Below are 14,070 nucleotides of genomic sequence, written 5' to 3'. Positions count from 1 at the left end.
GCGTGGGTGGGGGCGTCGCCCTGGCCGGGGCGGTGGGCCGATCGACTCAAGTGTGGCCGACCGCGCTGGCACGGCAAGGCGCCGCGCCGAGTCACGGCACGGTGCGCAACGGCAAGGCCGCAGCGCGTCTGGCCGGCGAGCGCGGACCCGGCAGAGCCGCCGCCGACTCAGCCGCCCAGCACCTGGCGCAGGGTGAGCAGGTCGCGGCGCACCCAGTCGCAATCGGCGGCGAAACTCTCGGCGTCCATGTCCGGCCGGTGGAACAGGGTCAGCGCCACCGTGCTGCCGTCGCCGTTGGCCACCACGCGCAGTGGCACGTAGATGACCCGGCCATCCTCCAGCTCGACCCAGTGATCGGCCACGCCGTAGGGGTTGGCCGGGCTGAAGCGGATGCGCAGGCAGCCGTGGGGCGTGCTGGCCAGCCACTCGCTGCCGGCCTGCGGGAGCAGGGAGCTGTCCGCCGCGGGTTCCAGGCCGTCGGCCAGGCCGCTGGCCCAGCTCGGGAAATTGCGCGGCTCGGCGAGGAAGGCCGCCACCTCCGACAGCGGCCGGTCGATGCCGATGGTCAGGATTCGTGCCGACTGGAGCATGGTGACGACCTCGGGGGGCGGAAGGCTCCCCATCCAGTCTTGCAGAGCCCCCGCTCCGGCGCCAACGGCGCAACGGCATGGCCCGCACCGCCGGTCGCCCGGCCGGCTACGCTGATGCCAAGCAGGGCCACCGTGCCTGTCATGCTGGGAGGTCCGGGCCATGGCCGCATCCCCATCGCTGCCGCGCATCCCGCGTACCGTCTGGGCGCTGGGCTTGGTCAGCCTGCTCATGGATGCCTCGTCCGAGCTGGTGTACAGCCTGCTGCCGCTGTACCTGGTCGGCACCCTGGGCGTCGGCGTGCTCACCGTCGGTCTGATCGAGGGGGTGGCCGAGGCCACCGCGCTGATCGTCAAGGTGTTCTCCGGCGCGCTCAGCGACTACCTCGGCAAGCGCAAGGGCCTGCTGCTGCTCGGCTATGGCCTGGCCGCGCTGAGCAAGCCGCTGTTCCCGCTGGCGCAGTCGGCCGGCGTGGTGTTCGGCGCGCGCGTGCTCGACCGCATCGGCAAGGGCATTCGCGGGGCGCCGCGCGATGCGCTGATCGCCGACGTGGCGCCGGAAGAGATTCGCGGCGCCTGCTTCGGCCTGCGCCAGTCGATGGATACCGCCGGCGCCTTCGTCGGCCCGCTGCTGGCCATCGGGCTGATGCTCTGGCTGGACGACGACATCGCCCTGGTGCTGTGGTTCGCCGTGCTGCCGGCGCTGCTGTGCGTCGTCCTGCTGGCCGTGGGCGTCGAGGAGCCGGCGCCCGCGGGCGGCGCGCGGCGCTTCCGCTCGCCGATCCGGCGCGACGCCCTGCGCCAGTTTTCCTCGGCCTACTGGCGGGTGGTGGCGATCGGCGCGGTGTTCACCCTGGCGCGCTTCAGCGAGGCCTTCCTGGTGCTGCGCGCCCAGCAGCTCGGCTTCGCGGCCAGCTGGGTGCCGCTGGTGATGGTGGTGATGGCGGCCTTCTATATGCTGTCGGCCTACCCGGCGGGCAAGCTGTCGGATCGCATCGGCCGCCAGCGCCTGCTCGGTGGCGGGCTGATCCTGCTGGTGCTCGCCGACCTGGTGCTGGCGCAGGCCGGCTCGGTCGTCCCGGTGCTGCTCGGCGTCGCCCTGTGGGGCCTGCACATGGGCTGCAGCCAGGGCATCCTCGCCAGCCTGGTGGCCGACACCACTCCGGCCGAACTCAAGGGCACCGCCTTCGGCCTGTTCAACCTGGTCAGCGGCGTCGCCCTGCTGCTGGCCAGTGGCATCGCCGGCTGGCTGTGGCAGACGTATGATGCCGCCACGACCTTTTTTGCCGGCGCGCTGTTCGCGGCGCTGGCGCTGATATTGCTGCTGTGGCGGCGAGCGGGGTGACGATGGAGCTGAACGCGGATTTCGCCAGGCGCGTGGTGATCGACACCCGCGCGCAAGCCTGGCAGGACTCGCCGCAGGCAGGCGTGCAGCGCATCCCGCTGGATCGCCAGGGCGAGGAGGTGGCGCGTGCCACCAGCCTGGTGCGCTTCGCGCCCGGCAGCCATTTCCCCGCCCACGATCACGGCGGCGGCGAGGAGATCTTCGTGCTGGACGGCGTGTTCAGCGACGAGAGCGGCGACTACCCGGCCGGCAGTTACCTGCGCAACCCGCCGGGCAGCCGGCACACCCCGGCATCGCTACCCGGCTGCACCCTGCTGGTCAAACTCTGGCAGTTCGCCCCCGACGACCACGCCCAGCTGCGCCTGAACAGCCGCGCGCTGCCCTGGCAGGCGGACGAGGCCCAGGGCGTCGCCGTGCTGCCGCTGCACGAACATGGCGGGGTGCGCACGCGGCTGCTGCGTCTGGCGCCCGGCAGCGCGCTGCCGGCGCAGTGCTGGCCGGGTGGCGAGGAACTGCTGGTGCTGGAGGGCGCGCTGGCCGACGAGACCGCCGACTATCCCGCCGGCAGCTGGCTGCGCAATCCGCCGGACAGCGTCTGGCCCCGTCATTCGTCGACGGGCGCGGTGCTCTTCGTGAAGACCGGGCACATAGGCGCGCCCACCTGCTGGGACGCGCGCTGAGGCTCAGGCCAGCGCCGCCAGCAGGCGCGCCCAGAGGAGCAGGAGGACGACGTTGCTGGCCGCGAACAGCAGGAAGCGGTGCACGATGGCGTTGTAGGTGAGATGCACCAGGCTGTGCAGCACGCGCAGGGCGACGTAGCCCCAGGCCAGGGCGAGCGCCGTGGCGTCGATCTGCGCGCTCAGGTAGCCGACCAGGCAGACCACGTAGAACAGCAGCGGCACTTCCAGGAGGTTCTGGAAGTTGCGATTGGGCAGGCGCACCTCCGGCGGCACCTGCTCCGACTCGCCGAGCCGGAAGTCGTGGCTGGTCACCCGTCCGGCGAAGACCGCCTTGAAGCGCTGGTAGGGAATGAGCAGCAGCACGCACAGCGTCCAGCCGACCAGGGCCATCAGCGGCCGGAAGATCTCTGTCTGTTCCAAGGCGGTTCCTTCCTGTGTATGTATCCGTGTTCAGAACACCATGACGTGGTCGACCAGGTAGCGGCCATCCTGCTCGACCAGCAGCAGCTCGGCCACGTACTCGCCGGGCTCGCGGGTGAACCATTGCTTCCAGACCACCACCACCGAGTCGGGGCGGCGAAAGATCGCCACCGGCTTGCGGCGGGCGAAGAAGCCCTTCTCGGCCTGGTAGCGCTCGCAGACCTGGCGCAGGTGTTCGGGGGTGACTTGCGCCCTGGCCCGCTCGGTGAAGTCGCGGACGTGGCGCGCGTGGTCGATGGCGGTCGAGGCCGCCATCAGATTGTCCATGATGGGGTCGGCGACGGCGAGGATTTCCTCGTCGCTCAACAGGGCGAGTTCCATGCTCTTCTTTCTCCTATGCGGCGGCGGGCAGGCGCACTCAGTGTAGTGGCCCTCCACCTGCACGCCCGCCGGCCGCCACGATTGCTGGCGCCGAACAGCATAAAGCCCGCGCGTGGCGGGCTTCATGCTTCGTGCTTGCTAGGGGTGCTGATCCATCAGCAAGGTCATAGTGCCGCAACGAATGTCAACAAAGTGTGAAGGGGAATGGTGCCGTCCATCGGGAACGCGGCGCCGGCTCGACTATTCTCGAAACAGGACAACGGGCAGAGCCGGAGCCGAGGAGCACCATCGTGACCTTGCAACCCCTGGAAACCCTGCTGGTGGCGGCGCTGGCGCTGCTCCTCGGCCGTCTGGTCAATCGTCTGGTCCCGCTGCTCTCGCACTACAACATTCCCGACCCGGTCACCGGTGGCCTGCTGTTCGCCGTCGGCCTGACCCTGCTCGGCCGTTTCGCCGACTTCCAGCTGGGCTTCGACACGGTGATGAAGCCCGGCCTGCTGCTGGCCTTCTTCGCCGCCGTGGGTCTGTCGGCCAACCTCGGCATGCTCAAGCAGGGCGGCCGGCGTCTGGTGCTGTTCGTCCTCGCCATGATTCCCTTCCTGTTCCTGCAGAACATCCTCGGCATCCTGGTCGCCTGGGGCCTGGACATGCACCCGCTGATGGGCCTGGTCGGCGGCACCATCACCCTGGTCGGCGGCCACGGCACCGGCGCGGCCTACGCCGAGCGCTTCGCCGAGGTGGTCAACCTGCAGTCGATCATGGAGCTGTCGATGACCTCGGCGACCCTCGGCCTGGTGCTGGGCGGCATCATCGGCGGACCGCTGGCGCAGTGGCTGATCCGTCGCCACCGGCTGTCCGCGGACGCCGGGCAGGCGGATGCGGACGAGACGGCCGCCGCCACCGGCGAGGCGCCGGTGAATTTCGCCAACTTCCTCATGGTGCTGGCCGCCGCGCTGGTCGCCCTGGTGGCCGGCCAGCAGCTGACCGCGCATCTGGACACCGGGCCGGTGACCCTGCCGAGCTTCATCTGGTGCCTGCTGCTGGGCGTGGCGATCCGCAACAGCCTGCCGCTGGTGGGCATCCGTCTCAACGACGGGGCGATCGAGCTGCTGGCGTCGCTGACCCTGTCGCTGTTCCTGGTGATGACCATGATGGCCCTGGATCTCGCCCAGGTGGCCGGCCTGGCCGGCCCGCTGCTGCTGATGCTGGTCGCCCAGGCCGCGCTGGCCATGCTCTACGGCGCCTGGGTGGTGTATCGCTTCACCGGCCGCGACTACGAGAGCGCGGTGCTCTCGGCGGCGTTCTGCGGTTTCGGCATCGGCTCCACCGCCACCGCGATGGCCAACATGCAGGCCATCACCCGCAAGTACGGGCCGGCGCCGCAGGCCATGGTGGTCGCCCCGCTGGTCGGCGCCTTCCTCATCGACCTGCTCAACGCCCTGGCGCTGACCCTGTTCCTGCTGCTGCCCTGGATGGGAGGCTGATCATGTTGCGTGCCCTTGTCTTCGGCGTGCTGGCCCTGCTGCTGGGCGCCTGTTCGCGCGGTCCCGACCAGGCCACCCTGCAGGCCGACCTGCAGCAGCGCCTGGACCAGACCTTCGGCAGCCAGGTGCTGCACGTCGCCGCGCTGCAGCGACGCGGTTCGGCCAGCGATGCCAAGGCGCCGGCCGGGGAGAAGCGGGTGGTGGTGTATTTCGACAGCGAGCTGGAGATGCTGCGCGACCAGGACTTCGGCGCCTGGGACTCGCCCGGCGTGGCCAGCCTGGTCAGCGCGCTCGGCGCCGGGCCGCGCGGGCTGAGCGGTGTGCAGAACGGCGGCAACCGCCAGGGCGACCGGCTCGAGGCGCACGGCAGCCTGATCTACCGGCAGGTCGCGGACGGCTGGCAGGCGGTGGTGCCGCAGGGCTTCAGCGCGCCGCGCGCGCCCAAACCCGGCGAAGGCGGCGCCGGCTCGCCCGACGAGATCCTCATCGCCGCGGTCGGCACCGCGCTGAAGCTCACGCCCGGCGGCACGGGCGAGCCGGAGCGGGCGATCATCAGCGACGAGCTGCAGCGCTCGCTGGTCAATATCCAGGGGCGGCTGGGCCGTCTGCATCAGGGCTATCCGCTGGCCGGCGGCGCCGCCGGCGGGCAGTACGCGCGTTTTGCCGTGGCGCTGGCCAGCCTGCTCAAGGACAAGGGCATTCAGCTGCTCCCGCTGACCACCGCGGGCGGGGTGGTCAACCTGCAGATGCTGCGCCGCGGCGATGCGGTGCTGGCGTTGTCGCAGAGCGATGCCGCGTACCTGGCCAGCACCGGCGGCGGTCCCTTCGCGGCGCAGGGGCCCTATCCGCAACTGCGCGCGCTGGCCAGCCTGTATCCAGAGCCGGTGCACGTGCTGGTCCGCGGCGCCGCGCCGATCCGCGCGGTCGCCGACCTGCGCGGCCAGCGCGTCAACCTCGGCCAGCCGGGCTCCGCCTCGCGGGACACCGCGCTGGCGGTGCTGGCAGCCCACGGCCTGCAGCCGGCGGATCTCGGCGAGGCGGCCAGCCTCGACCTCGCGCAGGCGCTGGCGGCGATGCGCGACGGCCGACTGGATGCACTGATGCAGGTGATCGGCGCGCCGGCCGACCAGATCCGCGCCGCCAGCGAGACGCTCGACCTGCGCCTGCTGCCCCTCGACGAGCAGGCCGTGCGCCAGCTGGTGGCCAGCCGGCCGGGCACCTTCGCCATGCCGCTGGCCGCCGGCAGCTATCCGCGCCAGGAGGCCGCGGTCGCCACCCTGGCGGTGAGCAGCCTGCTGCTTTGCGAGCAGCAGTTCAGCGCCGCCGAGGCCGAGCAGCTGGTGCAGCGGCTGTTCGCCCCCGGCAATCGCTGGCTGGAGGCCGGCAGCATTCAGGGCGAGCAGTTGTCGCCGGCCAATGCGCGGCGCGGCCTCACCGTACCGCTGCACGAGGGCGCGCTGCGCGCGCTGGACGCCGCGGCGAACGGGGAAGGCGGGAAAGGCTAGGCGGGACGTGGGATGGGGCGCGAAAAGGCGCCGACCAGACAGCAAAAAGCCCGCACAGGGGCGGGCTTCTTACCTAGGGGGCTGGTCCATCAGCAAGGTCGATGGTGCCGGGACGGGCGTGAAGAAAGCGTGAAGAATCGCCCCGACCCGGGCACACCGACGAACGGCATCCTCACAGCACGCCGAACACCTTCTTGGCCAGGCTGGTGGCGGCGCCGGCTGGGTTCTCGCGGATGCTCGCTTCCTGGGTGGCGATCACCTCGAACAGGCCGTTGAGCGCCTGCTCGGTCACGTAGCCCTCCAGATTGGCGCTCTTGGCGTCGACCACGCCGAAGTTGGCCGCGGTGCCGGCGAAGGCGTTGTACTGCTGGGCCAGGCCGACCTTGTCGGTGGCCTGTTTGACGATCGGCAGGAACTTGGCGCGGATCTGCTCGCGGCTGCTGCGGTTGAGGTACTGGGTGGCGGCGTCCTGCGGACCGCTGAGGATGCTCTTGGCGTCGCTGATGGTCATCTTCTTCACCGCGTCCAGTAGCAGCGCCTGGGCCTGCGGCACTGCCGCCTCGGCGGCCTTGTTCATGGTCAGCTCGAGCTGCTCGACCTGGGCGCCCATGCCCATCATCTTCATGGTGCTGGCGACCTTGCCGAGGTTGCCGGGCAGGCCGATGCGCACCTCGGGATCGTTGCTGAAGCCGCCGGGCTTGCCGAGCTGCTGCACGGCGATCTGCGCGCCCTGGCTGAGGGCGTCCTTGAGACCGCCGCTGGCGTCCTGCTGGCTGAGATCGGCGAGCGAGAAGGCGAGGGCGTGGGCGCTGAGGGCTAGGCCGGCGAACAGGGTGGCGAGACGGCGCATGGGGCGATCCTTGTCTGTAGAAGGTCTGGAGGGAAAGCGCCCATCTTAGCAGTGCGCCGGCCGCCGGGCTGCGACGACCGGCGCTCCGCTCGTTAGGTTCCGTTCGTCACAGCGCCGGCGGCCGGAAGCGCTTGAGGCGCAGGGCGTTGCCGAGCACGAACACGCTGGACAAGGCCATGGCGCCGGCGGCGAAGATCGGCGACAGCAGCATGCCGTTGAACGGATAGAGCGCCCCGGCGGCCAGCGGGATCAGCGCGGTGTTGTAGGCGAAGGCCCAGAACAGGTTCTGGCGGATGTTGCCGAGCGTCGCCCGCGACAGCGCGATGGCGCTCGGCACGCCGCGCAGGTCGCCGGACATCAGCACCACGTCGGCGGCCTCGATGGCCACGTCGGTGCCGCTGCCGATCGCCAGGCCGACGTCGGCGGCGGCCAGCGCCGGGGCGTCGTTGATGCCGTCACCGACGTAGGCCAGACGGCCGTGGGCGGCCTTGAGGCGCTCGACCGCGGCGACCTTGCCGTCCGGCAGCACCTCGGCGACCACCTCGTCGATGCCCAGCTGACGGGCGATGGCCTCGGCGGTGCGGCGGTTGTCGCCGGTGATCATCGCCACCTTGAGGCCCAGCTCGTGCAGGGCGCGGATCGCCTCGGGGGTGCCGTCCTTGATCGGGTCGGCCACCGCCAGCATGGCCGCCAGGCGGCCGTCGAGGGCGGCGTACAGCGGCGTCTTGGCCTCGTCGCCCAGGCGCTGGGCCTCAGCGGCGAACACCCCGACGTCGAGGCCGAGCTGGGCCATGAAGCGGTCGGCGCCGATCTCCACACGCACGCCGTCCACGGTGGCGCGCACGCCGTAGCCGGTGACCGACTCGAAGCTGTCCACGCGGCCGAGGGCGAGGTTTTCCGCCTGCGCCGCGGCGACGATGGCGCGGGCGATGGGGTGCTCGGACTTGTCCTCGACGGCGGCGACCTTGTCCAGCACGGCCGCGCGGTCGAAGCCCTCGGCGAGCACCAGGTCGGTCAGCGCCGGCTTGCCGCGGGTCAGCGTGCCGGTCTTGTCCAGCGCGACCACGCGGGCGCCCTTCAGCGACTGCAGGGCCAGGCCCTGGCGGAACAGCACGCCCAGCTCGGCGGCGCGGCCGGTGCCGACCATGATCGAGGTCGGCGTGGCCAGGCCCATGGCGCACGGGCAGGCGATGATCAGCACGGCCACCGCGTTGACCAGGGCGAAGGTCAGCGCAGGCTGAGGGCCGAAGAGCATCCAGGCGGCGAAGGTGAGCAGCGCGGCGAGCATCACCGCCGGCACGAACCACAGGGTGACGCGGTCGACCAGCGCCTGGATCGGCAGCTTGGCGCCCTGGGCCTGTTCGACCAGGCGGATGATCTGCGCCAGCACGGTATCGCCACCGATGCGGCTGACGCGCAGACTCAGTGCGCCGTTCTGGTTGACCGTGCCGCCGACCAGCGCGGCGCCGGGCGCCTTGGCCACCGGCAGCGGCTCGCCGGTGATCATCGACTCGTCGACGAAGCTGTCGCCCTCGACCACCTCGCCGTCCACCGGCACCCGCTCGCCGGGACGCACTTCCACCAGGTCGCCGACGCGCACCGCGTCGATGGGCACCTCGACCAGCTGGCCGTCGCGGCGCACCCGGGCGGTGCGCGCCTGCAGGCCGACCAGCCGGCGGATCGCGGCCGAGGTGCGGCCCTTGGCGCGCGCCTCGAGGAAGCGGCCGAGCAGGATCAGCGCGACGATCACCGCTGCCGCCTCGTAGTAGACGTGCACGGTGCCGGCCGGCAGCAGGCCGGGGGCGAGGGTGGCGACCAGCGAGAACAGCCAGGCGGCGCTGGTGCCGACCGCCACCAGCGAGTTCATGTCCGGTGCGCCGCGTACGAGCGCCGGCACGCCGAGGCGGAAGAAGCGCAGGCCGGGGCCGAACAGCACGGCGGTGGTCAGCACGCCCTGGACGATCCAGTTGGTCTGCTGGCCGAGGGTGGCGAGGATCCAGTGGTGCAGGGCGGGGATCAGGTGCGCGCCCATCTCCAGCGCGAATACCGGCAGGGCGAGCAGCGCGGCCCACAGCAGCGAGCGCCGCAGTTCGGCCAGCTCGGCCGCGCGGCGCGCCTCCTCGGCATCGGCCTGGGCGCCGGCGGCGGCCAGTGGTTCGGCGCCGTAGCCGGCGCGTTCGACGGCGGCGATCAGGCTGCTCGTCGGTACGCCGCGCAGCACGCGGACCTGGGCGCGCTCGCTGGCCAGGTTGACGTGCGCCGCGCTGACCCCGGGCACCTTGCCCAGCACGCGCTCGACCCGCGCCACGCAGGAGGCGCAGGTCATGCCGGTCACGCTCAGCTCGACGGTTTCCTCGCCGACCTGGTAGCCGGCCTGCTCGACGGCGGCGATGGCGGCGGCGACGTCGGGGCTGCCGGCGAAGCTGACCTCGGCGCGCGAGGCGGCGAGATTGACGCTGGCGGCGGTGACGCCGGGCACCTTGCGCAGCGCGCGCTCGACGCGGCCAACGCAGGAGGCGCAGCTCATGCCGTCGATGCTCAGGTGCAGAGGCGGGCTGGCGGCCGACTGGGGAGTGGCGGTGCTGTTCATGGCTGTTCCTTGTCCGTTACAGGCATGTCCCACCTTAGAGCTTCCAACGGTGGCAAGGTCAAGCGGCAAGCGCTTGGCCGTGCGGCGGTCGCGGATGGCGGTCAGTCAGGAAGCAGGCGGAGCTGGATGCCTGGGCTTTTTACATCAATAAAAATGAACTGGTGCTTCATTATTATTAGTTTGAGTCGTTGGAGCGGGGACGACAGACTGTTGGCCGATCTTGCCGGTCGAGCCATGTCGGCGCGAGCACTCCCCATTCAAGAGGGAGGCCGTGGCGGCGGGTGAGGCGGGGTCGACGAGCGTGTTTTCCTGTCCCTTTGCGGAACTGCCCATGATTCCTGTCTATCGCCTGGACACCCGCGTGTCCCGTCCCGGCGTCGGCGTGCGCCGACGCGTCCCCATTCCCATCCTCCGTTGCGCGCCGGGCCCTTGGCGCCGGCCGGCCTCCGCCGGCCCGCTAGTTGGGCCCGGACCTCGTCCCGCCGCTGGCGACGAGCGCTGCGGAGGTGGCCATGCGGGGATCCGGTGACGGCCTGGCGAGCCTGCTCGGGCGCGTGCTGCCGCCCGCCCTGCATACCCGGCCCGGCGAGTGGGCGCGCGCTGCCCTGGGTGCCGCCCTCGGCGTGGTCGCCTCGCTGTGGCTGTGCGGCGGGCTGTTCGGCGAGGAGGTAGCGCGCGCCCTGCTCAATCCGCTCGGCGCTTCGGCGGTGTTGCTGTTCGCGGTGGCCTCGGGCGCGCTGTCGCAGCCCTGGTCGATCCTGGGCAGCTACCTGTGCGCCGCCCTGGTGGCCACCGCCGTGGGCCTTTTGCATCTGCCGCTGCTGGCCACCCTGGCGCTGGCGCTGGGCGGCGCGCTGCTGGCGATGTGCGCGCTGCGCTGTCTGCATCCGCCCGCCGCGGCGGTGGCGCTGGGCCTGGCGCAGGGGCATCCGGCGCTGACCGCGATGGGCTTCGCCGTGCTGGCGCCGGTGCTGCTGTGCGCCGGCGGGCTGCTCGGCAGCGCGCTGCTGTTCAACAACCTGACCGGCGTGCGCTATCCGAAGGCGCCGCTGGCCGAGCCGCCGCAGCCGGCGCGCCCCGACGTGTGGGTCGGCATCACCGCGGCCGACCTGCAGCAGGCCCTGGAGGAATTCGGCGAGTTCGTCGACGTGACGCCCGAGGACCTCGAGGAGATCGTCCTGCGCAGCGAGCGGCTGGCCCTGCAGCGCAGCCTCGGCGAGGTGTTCGCGGCCGAGGCGCCGGCGGGCGACGCCCAGCTTGTGCAGTCCCAGGTAAGTTAGTGGCCTGTCTGGTTGGTTGTGTCGGTCGATCTCGGCGCCCATGGCCCCGATACGGCGTTGCCACTCCTCGCCATAGCCCTGCTATGACGCGTCGCAGCGCCTTGTCTCGGAACCATTAGTTGGTTGAGTAAAGGGTCATCCGCACTCGAGTTAACAAACCAACCGCACAGGCCACTAGATGAGGGGGTCCCAGCGCTGCGACCAGTCGTGGTCGCGGCGGATCACCTCGCGCAGCACGGCGAAGGCCTGCTGCAGGTCCGCGCTGTCGCGCTCGCGGGAATACACCAGGTAGGTGGGATAGCTGAACTCGGGCACCCTGGGCACCCGTTCGAGGATGCCGAGTTCCAGGTAGCGCTGCACCACCCGGCTGCGGAAGTAGCCGGCGCCCCCGCTGTCGAGGATGTACTGCAGGGCCAGCGGGCCGAGGTTGAAGCTCAGGCCGGCGCGCGCCCGTTCCGGCAGGGCGGCGTCGTGCTGGCGGCGGAACGCCTCGCCCCAGTCGATGTACACGTAGGGCTCGGGGTTGGCGACCGAGCGGATCATCACCAGCTTCTCTTCCAGCAGCTCCTCGACCTGCAGGCCGGCCTGGTAGGCCGGAAGGTAGACCAGCGCGGCGTCCAGCACCCCCAGTTCGACCTGCTCGACCAGTTGGCGGGCGTCGCCGACCTGGGCGCGGATGGCGTGGTCGGGCAACTCTGCGCGCAGCTGGCGAACCCAACTGAGCATCAGCGGGTTGCACAGGCTGACCTCGCCGCCCAGATGCAGCACGTGATGCAGGCCCTGCGGCAGCGGCAGGTCGCGGCGCGCCGCCTCCCAGGTCTGCACCAGCTGGGTGGCATAGCTGACGAAGGCCTCGCCGTTGGCGGTGAGCCGGGCACCGGCGCGGTTGCGCACGAACAGCCGGCAGTCGAGCTGGCTCTCGAGGTTCTGCACGCGGGCGGTGATGGCGGTCTGGGTGACGTGCAGGCGCTCGGCGGCGGCGATGAAGCTGCCGCTGCGGGCGATTTCCAGGAAGGTGCGGGCGAGCTCGATGTCCATGGGGCTGGGCGTTCCGGTCCAGGCTGATCGGCAGGCATTGTCCCGCTGCGGGCCGAGGAGAGCCAGTGCTGCGGAGCCGTCCCCTGCGGGGGCTCTTCTCCGTGCCCTTGGCCCTGATACCATCGGACTGCACGGCGTGCAGCTGCTCGCCGTGTACCTGATCCGCGGCCTGGCGTTCTTCTTCACCCCGGATGCGAGCAGCCGAGCGCGGGCACAAAAAAACCGGCTGCAAGGGCCGGTTTCTCTGGGTTTCATCGCCACGCCGCGGCGTAGGGAAACAATTGTCTGGAGCGGGCGATGGGAATCGAACCCACGGCTCTAGCTTGGGAAGCTAGGGTATTACCATTATACGACGCCCGCTTTTGCAGGCCGTCTTTTTACCAGAAGATGGGCCGCGGGTGAAGTGCGTTTTATGCCCCAGTGCAATGAGCCGCGGGGTTTTCCAGGGTGCAGGCGAGTTCCGCGGCGCTGAGCGGGCGATATTCGCCGGGCTGCAGAGTCGGGTCGAGGCGGATCGGCCCGATGCTCTCGCGGTGCAGGCGGGTCACCCGGTTGCGGAAGTGGCCGAACATGCGCTTGACCTGGTGGTAACGGCCCTCGACCAGGGTGAGGCGGGCGCTGTTGCTGCCGAGCAGCTCCAGGTGCGCGGGCTGGGTGACCAGATCCTCGAAGGCGAAGTAGATGCCGCGCGCGAAGGTCGCGACGTATTCGGCGCCGAGCGGCTCGGCGGTCTCCACCTGGTAGACCTTGGGCAGCTTGCTGCCCGGCAGGGTCAGGCGCCGCGACCACTGGCCGTCGTTGGTCAGCAGGAGCAGGCCGGTGGTGTTGCCGTCCAGCCGTCCGGCGATGTGCAGGCCCTCGCGCGCCGCCTCCGGCAGCAGGTCGAGCACGGTGCGGTGCTGCGGGTCATGGGTGGCGCTCACCACCCCGGTGGGCTTGTGCAGCATCAGGTAGCGGGCGGGATGCCCTTCCTGCAGCGCCTGGCCATCCAGTTCGATGCGCTGGAAGGCGTTGATCTCGCGCAGACCGTCGCGCTCGGTCTGGCCGTCGATCGTTACGCGGCCGGCGAGCAGCAACTGGCGGACCTGCTGGCGGTTGAAGTCGGGGCGCTTGCTGAGGAAGCGGTCCAGGCGCATGGCGAAGGCTCGTGGCGAAGAAAGAGAGTGCGCGGCCGCGGGCTGGGTAAGCGCTGCGCGCGCGTCATGCTACCCGATGCTGCAACAAAGCTGCTCGGCGCAGGTCTGATTGATTGCCTATGACTGATTCGCGAGGGCTGACCATGCGCGGACTTTTCGGAGTGTTGCTGGCGCTGTTGATCGTGCTGTCGGGGTGCAGCGTGCATGTCCCGGGCGTGAGTGCCGATGTGGGCGACGATGTGCACGTCGACGTCGGCGGAGGACACCATGACTACGGCGGTGGCGGCTTCTGTCCGCCGGGGCAGGCCAAGAAGGGCAACTGCTGAGTACGCGTGTCGGGATGACGCAACGGGGCGCGGAGGCGCCCCGTTGTGCTTTCTGGCGTCCGGCCTGAACTTGTTCGCGCCCGCCGCCGTCTTATGAGGGGGCCAGTCGGGCCCGTCTGCTGAGGACGTCTTGTTCATGCGTGTTGCCGTGTTGCTGTTGGGAGTGCTGCTCGGGCTGTCCGGGTGCGTGGTCTACGACGATGACCATTACGACGGTCATCGCGACGGTTATCGGCACTGGGATGGCGAGCATCGCCACCGCGATTGGGATGGGCGCGATTATCGCCGTTGGGACGAGCGCGACGCGCACCGCGAACGCTGGGATGGTCGGCGCGAGCGCGAGCGCTATGGCCATCGCGATGATGATCAGGGCGAGGACGATTGATGGCCATAGCGGGAACGGCAGGGATTCGATCACGGGGCGCGCGAGCGCCCCGTGGCGTTCTGG

General features: G+C 70.7%; 14 protein-coding genes and 1 tRNA gene. 7 read left to right on the top strand and 8 right to left on the bottom strand.

The annotated features are described in order from the left end of the window. Window positions 1-167 precede the first annotated feature (167 nt). On the bottom strand, window positions 168-590 hold the full coding sequence (locus tag LMJ29_RS00450) for an SRPBCC family protein (RefSeq protein ID WP_229602815.1): 423 nt from the start codon (window positions 588-590) through the stop codon (window positions 168-170). A 160-nt stretch (window positions 591-750) separates the two neighbouring features. Between LMJ29_RS00450 and LMJ29_RS00445 the strand changes: the two genes are divergently transcribed. Both LMJ29_RS00445 and LMJ29_RS00440 read left to right on the top strand, forming a co-directional pair. Then, window positions 751-1,932: an MFS transporter gene (locus tag LMJ29_RS00445; RefSeq protein WP_229602814.1), complete on the top strand. Its 1,182-nt coding sequence runs from the start codon at window positions 751-753 to the stop codon at window positions 1,930-1,932. Between the two features lie 2 nt (window positions 1,933-1,934). Next, window positions 1,935-2,612 (top strand): cupin domain-containing protein, encoded by a 678-nt coding sequence (locus LMJ29_RS00440; RefSeq protein WP_229602813.1) that lies wholly within the window; start codon window positions 1,935-1,937, stop codon window positions 2,610-2,612. A 3-nt stretch (window positions 2,613-2,615) separates the two neighbouring features. Here LMJ29_RS00440 and LMJ29_RS00435 read toward each other — a convergent pair whose 3' ends face one another. Next, the gene (locus LMJ29_RS00435; RefSeq protein ID WP_229602812.1) at window positions 2,616-3,032 is read right to left on the bottom strand and encodes an MAPEG family protein; all 417 of its coding nucleotides are present in this window, start codon (window positions 3,030-3,032) and stop codon (window positions 2,616-2,618) included. A gap of 30 nt (window positions 3,033-3,062) precedes the next feature. Next, on the bottom strand, window positions 3,063-3,413 hold the full coding sequence (locus tag LMJ29_RS00430) for a hypothetical protein (RefSeq protein ID WP_229602811.1): 351 nt from the start codon (window positions 3,411-3,413) through the stop codon (window positions 3,063-3,065). Between the two features lie 290 nt (window positions 3,414-3,703). Here LMJ29_RS00430 and gltS point away from each other — a divergent pair, with 290 nt between their 5' ends. After that, a complete protein-coding gene (gene gltS, locus LMJ29_RS00425) occupies window positions 3,704-4,897 on the top strand; it encodes a sodium/glutamate symporter (RefSeq protein ID WP_229602810.1) in 1,194 nt (397 codons plus the stop codon). A 2-nt stretch (window positions 4,898-4,899) separates the two neighbouring features. Then, window positions 4,900-6,402, top strand: coding sequence for a TAXI family TRAP transporter solute-binding subunit (locus tag LMJ29_RS00420; protein ID WP_229602809.1), 1,503 nt, complete (start codon window positions 4,900-4,902; stop codon window positions 6,400-6,402). A gap of 172 nt (window positions 6,403-6,574) precedes the next feature. Here the strand turns inward: LMJ29_RS00420 and LMJ29_RS00415 are convergent, their stop codons facing one another. Further along, window positions 6,575-7,252: a DUF4197 domain-containing protein gene (locus tag LMJ29_RS00415; RefSeq protein ID WP_229602808.1), complete on the bottom strand. Its 678-nt coding sequence runs from the start codon at window positions 7,250-7,252 to the stop codon at window positions 6,575-6,577. A gap of 106 nt (window positions 7,253-7,358) precedes the next feature. Beyond that, window positions 7,359-9,842 (bottom strand): heavy metal translocating P-type ATPase, encoded by a 2,484-nt coding sequence (locus tag LMJ29_RS00410; protein ID WP_229602807.1) that lies wholly within the window; start codon window positions 9,840-9,842, stop codon window positions 7,359-7,361. A 512-nt stretch (window positions 9,843-10,354) separates the two neighbouring features. On the opposite strand from LMJ29_RS00410, the gene LMJ29_RS00405 reads away from it, so the two are divergent. After that, the gene (locus tag LMJ29_RS00405; protein WP_229602805.1) at window positions 10,355-11,122 is read left to right on the top strand and encodes an HPP family protein; all 768 of its coding nucleotides are present in this window, start codon (window positions 10,355-10,357) and stop codon (window positions 11,120-11,122) included. Between the two features lie 174 nt (window positions 11,123-11,296). Here LMJ29_RS00405 and LMJ29_RS00400 read toward each other — a convergent pair whose 3' ends face one another. The 3 genes from LMJ29_RS00400 to LMJ29_RS00390 all read right to left on the bottom strand — a co-directional run bounded on the left by LMJ29_RS00400 (window position 11,297) and on the right by LMJ29_RS00390 (window position 13,296). After that, a complete protein-coding gene (locus tag LMJ29_RS00400; RefSeq protein WP_229602803.1) occupies window positions 11,297-12,160 on the bottom strand; it encodes a LysR family transcriptional regulator in 864 nt (287 codons plus the stop codon). A gap of 286 nt (window positions 12,161-12,446) precedes the next feature. Beyond that, window positions 12,447-12,520: transfer RNA gene (locus LMJ29_RS00395), tRNA-Gly, on the bottom strand. A gap of 50 nt (window positions 12,521-12,570) precedes the next feature. Beyond that, window positions 12,571-13,296 (bottom strand): pseudouridine synthase, encoded by a 726-nt coding sequence (locus tag LMJ29_RS00390; RefSeq protein WP_229602801.1) that lies wholly within the window; start codon window positions 13,294-13,296, stop codon window positions 12,571-12,573. A gap of 119 nt (window positions 13,297-13,415) precedes the next feature. Between LMJ29_RS00390 and LMJ29_RS00385 the strand changes: the two genes are divergently transcribed. Together LMJ29_RS00385 and LMJ29_RS00380 are read left to right on the top strand one after the other, a co-directional pair. Next, a complete protein-coding gene (locus tag LMJ29_RS00385) occupies window positions 13,416-13,622 on the top strand; it encodes a hypothetical protein (protein WP_229602799.1) in 207 nt (68 codons plus the stop codon). A gap of 136 nt (window positions 13,623-13,758) precedes the next feature. Beyond that, the gene (locus LMJ29_RS00380; RefSeq protein ID WP_229602797.1) at window positions 13,759-14,007 is read left to right on the top strand and encodes a hypothetical protein; all 249 of its coding nucleotides are present in this window, start codon (window positions 13,759-13,761) and stop codon (window positions 14,005-14,007) included. Window positions 14,008-14,070 lie beyond the last annotated feature (63 nt).

Origin of the sequence: Pseudomonas oryzagri, assembly GCF_020831405.1 — a bacterium.
Lineage (GTDB): Bacteria > Pseudomonadota > Gammaproteobacteria > Pseudomonadales > Pseudomonadaceae > Geopseudomonas > Geopseudomonas oryzagri.
The sequence above is the reverse complement of the archived record's forward strand: the minus strand, read 5'-3'. Positions and strand labels throughout refer to the sequence as shown.

Excerpts from the sequence above, each read along its gene's own strand:
- LMJ29_RS00390 (WP_229602801.1), bottom strand. The coding sequence starts at position 13,296 with ATGCGCCTGGACCGCTTCCTCAGCAAGCGCCCCGACTTCAACCGCCAG.
- LMJ29_RS00385 (WP_229602799.1), top strand. The coding sequence starts at position 13,416 with ATGACTGATTCGCGAGGGCTGACCATGCGCGGACTTTTCGGAGTGTTG.
- LMJ29_RS00430 (WP_229602811.1), bottom strand. The coding sequence starts at position 3,413 with ATGGAACTCGCCCTGTTGAGCGACGAGGAAATCCTCGCCGTCGCCGAC.
- LMJ29_RS00400 (WP_229602803.1), bottom strand. The coding sequence starts at position 12,160 with ATGGACATCGAGCTCGCCCGCACCTTCCTGGAAATCGCCCGCAGCGGC.
- LMJ29_RS00380 (WP_229602797.1), top strand. The coding sequence starts at position 13,759 with ATGCGTGTTGCCGTGTTGCTGTTGGGAGTGCTGCTCGGGCTGTCCGGG.
- LMJ29_RS00405 (WP_229602805.1), top strand. The coding sequence starts at position 10,355 with ATGCGGGGATCCGGTGACGGCCTGGCGAGCCTGCTCGGGCGCGTGCTG.
- LMJ29_RS00440 (WP_229602813.1), top strand. The coding sequence starts at position 1,935 with ATGGAGCTGAACGCGGATTTCGCCAGGCGCGTGGTGATCGACACCCGC.
- LMJ29_RS00445 (WP_229602814.1), top strand. The coding sequence starts at position 751 with ATGGCCGCATCCCCATCGCTGCCGCGCATCCCGCGTACCGTCTGGGCG.
- LMJ29_RS00450 (WP_229602815.1), bottom strand. The coding sequence starts at position 590 with ATGCTCCAGTCGGCACGAATCCTGACCATCGGCATCGACCGGCCGCTG.
- LMJ29_RS00415 (WP_229602808.1), bottom strand. The coding sequence starts at position 7,252 with ATGCGCCGTCTCGCCACCCTGTTCGCCGGCCTAGCCCTCAGCGCCCAC.
- LMJ29_RS00420 (WP_229602809.1), top strand. The coding sequence starts at position 4,900 with ATGTTGCGTGCCCTTGTCTTCGGCGTGCTGGCCCTGCTGCTGGGCGCC.
- LMJ29_RS00410 (WP_229602807.1), bottom strand. The coding sequence starts at position 9,842 with ATGAACAGCACCGCCACTCCCCAGTCGGCCGCCAGCCCGCCTCTGCAC.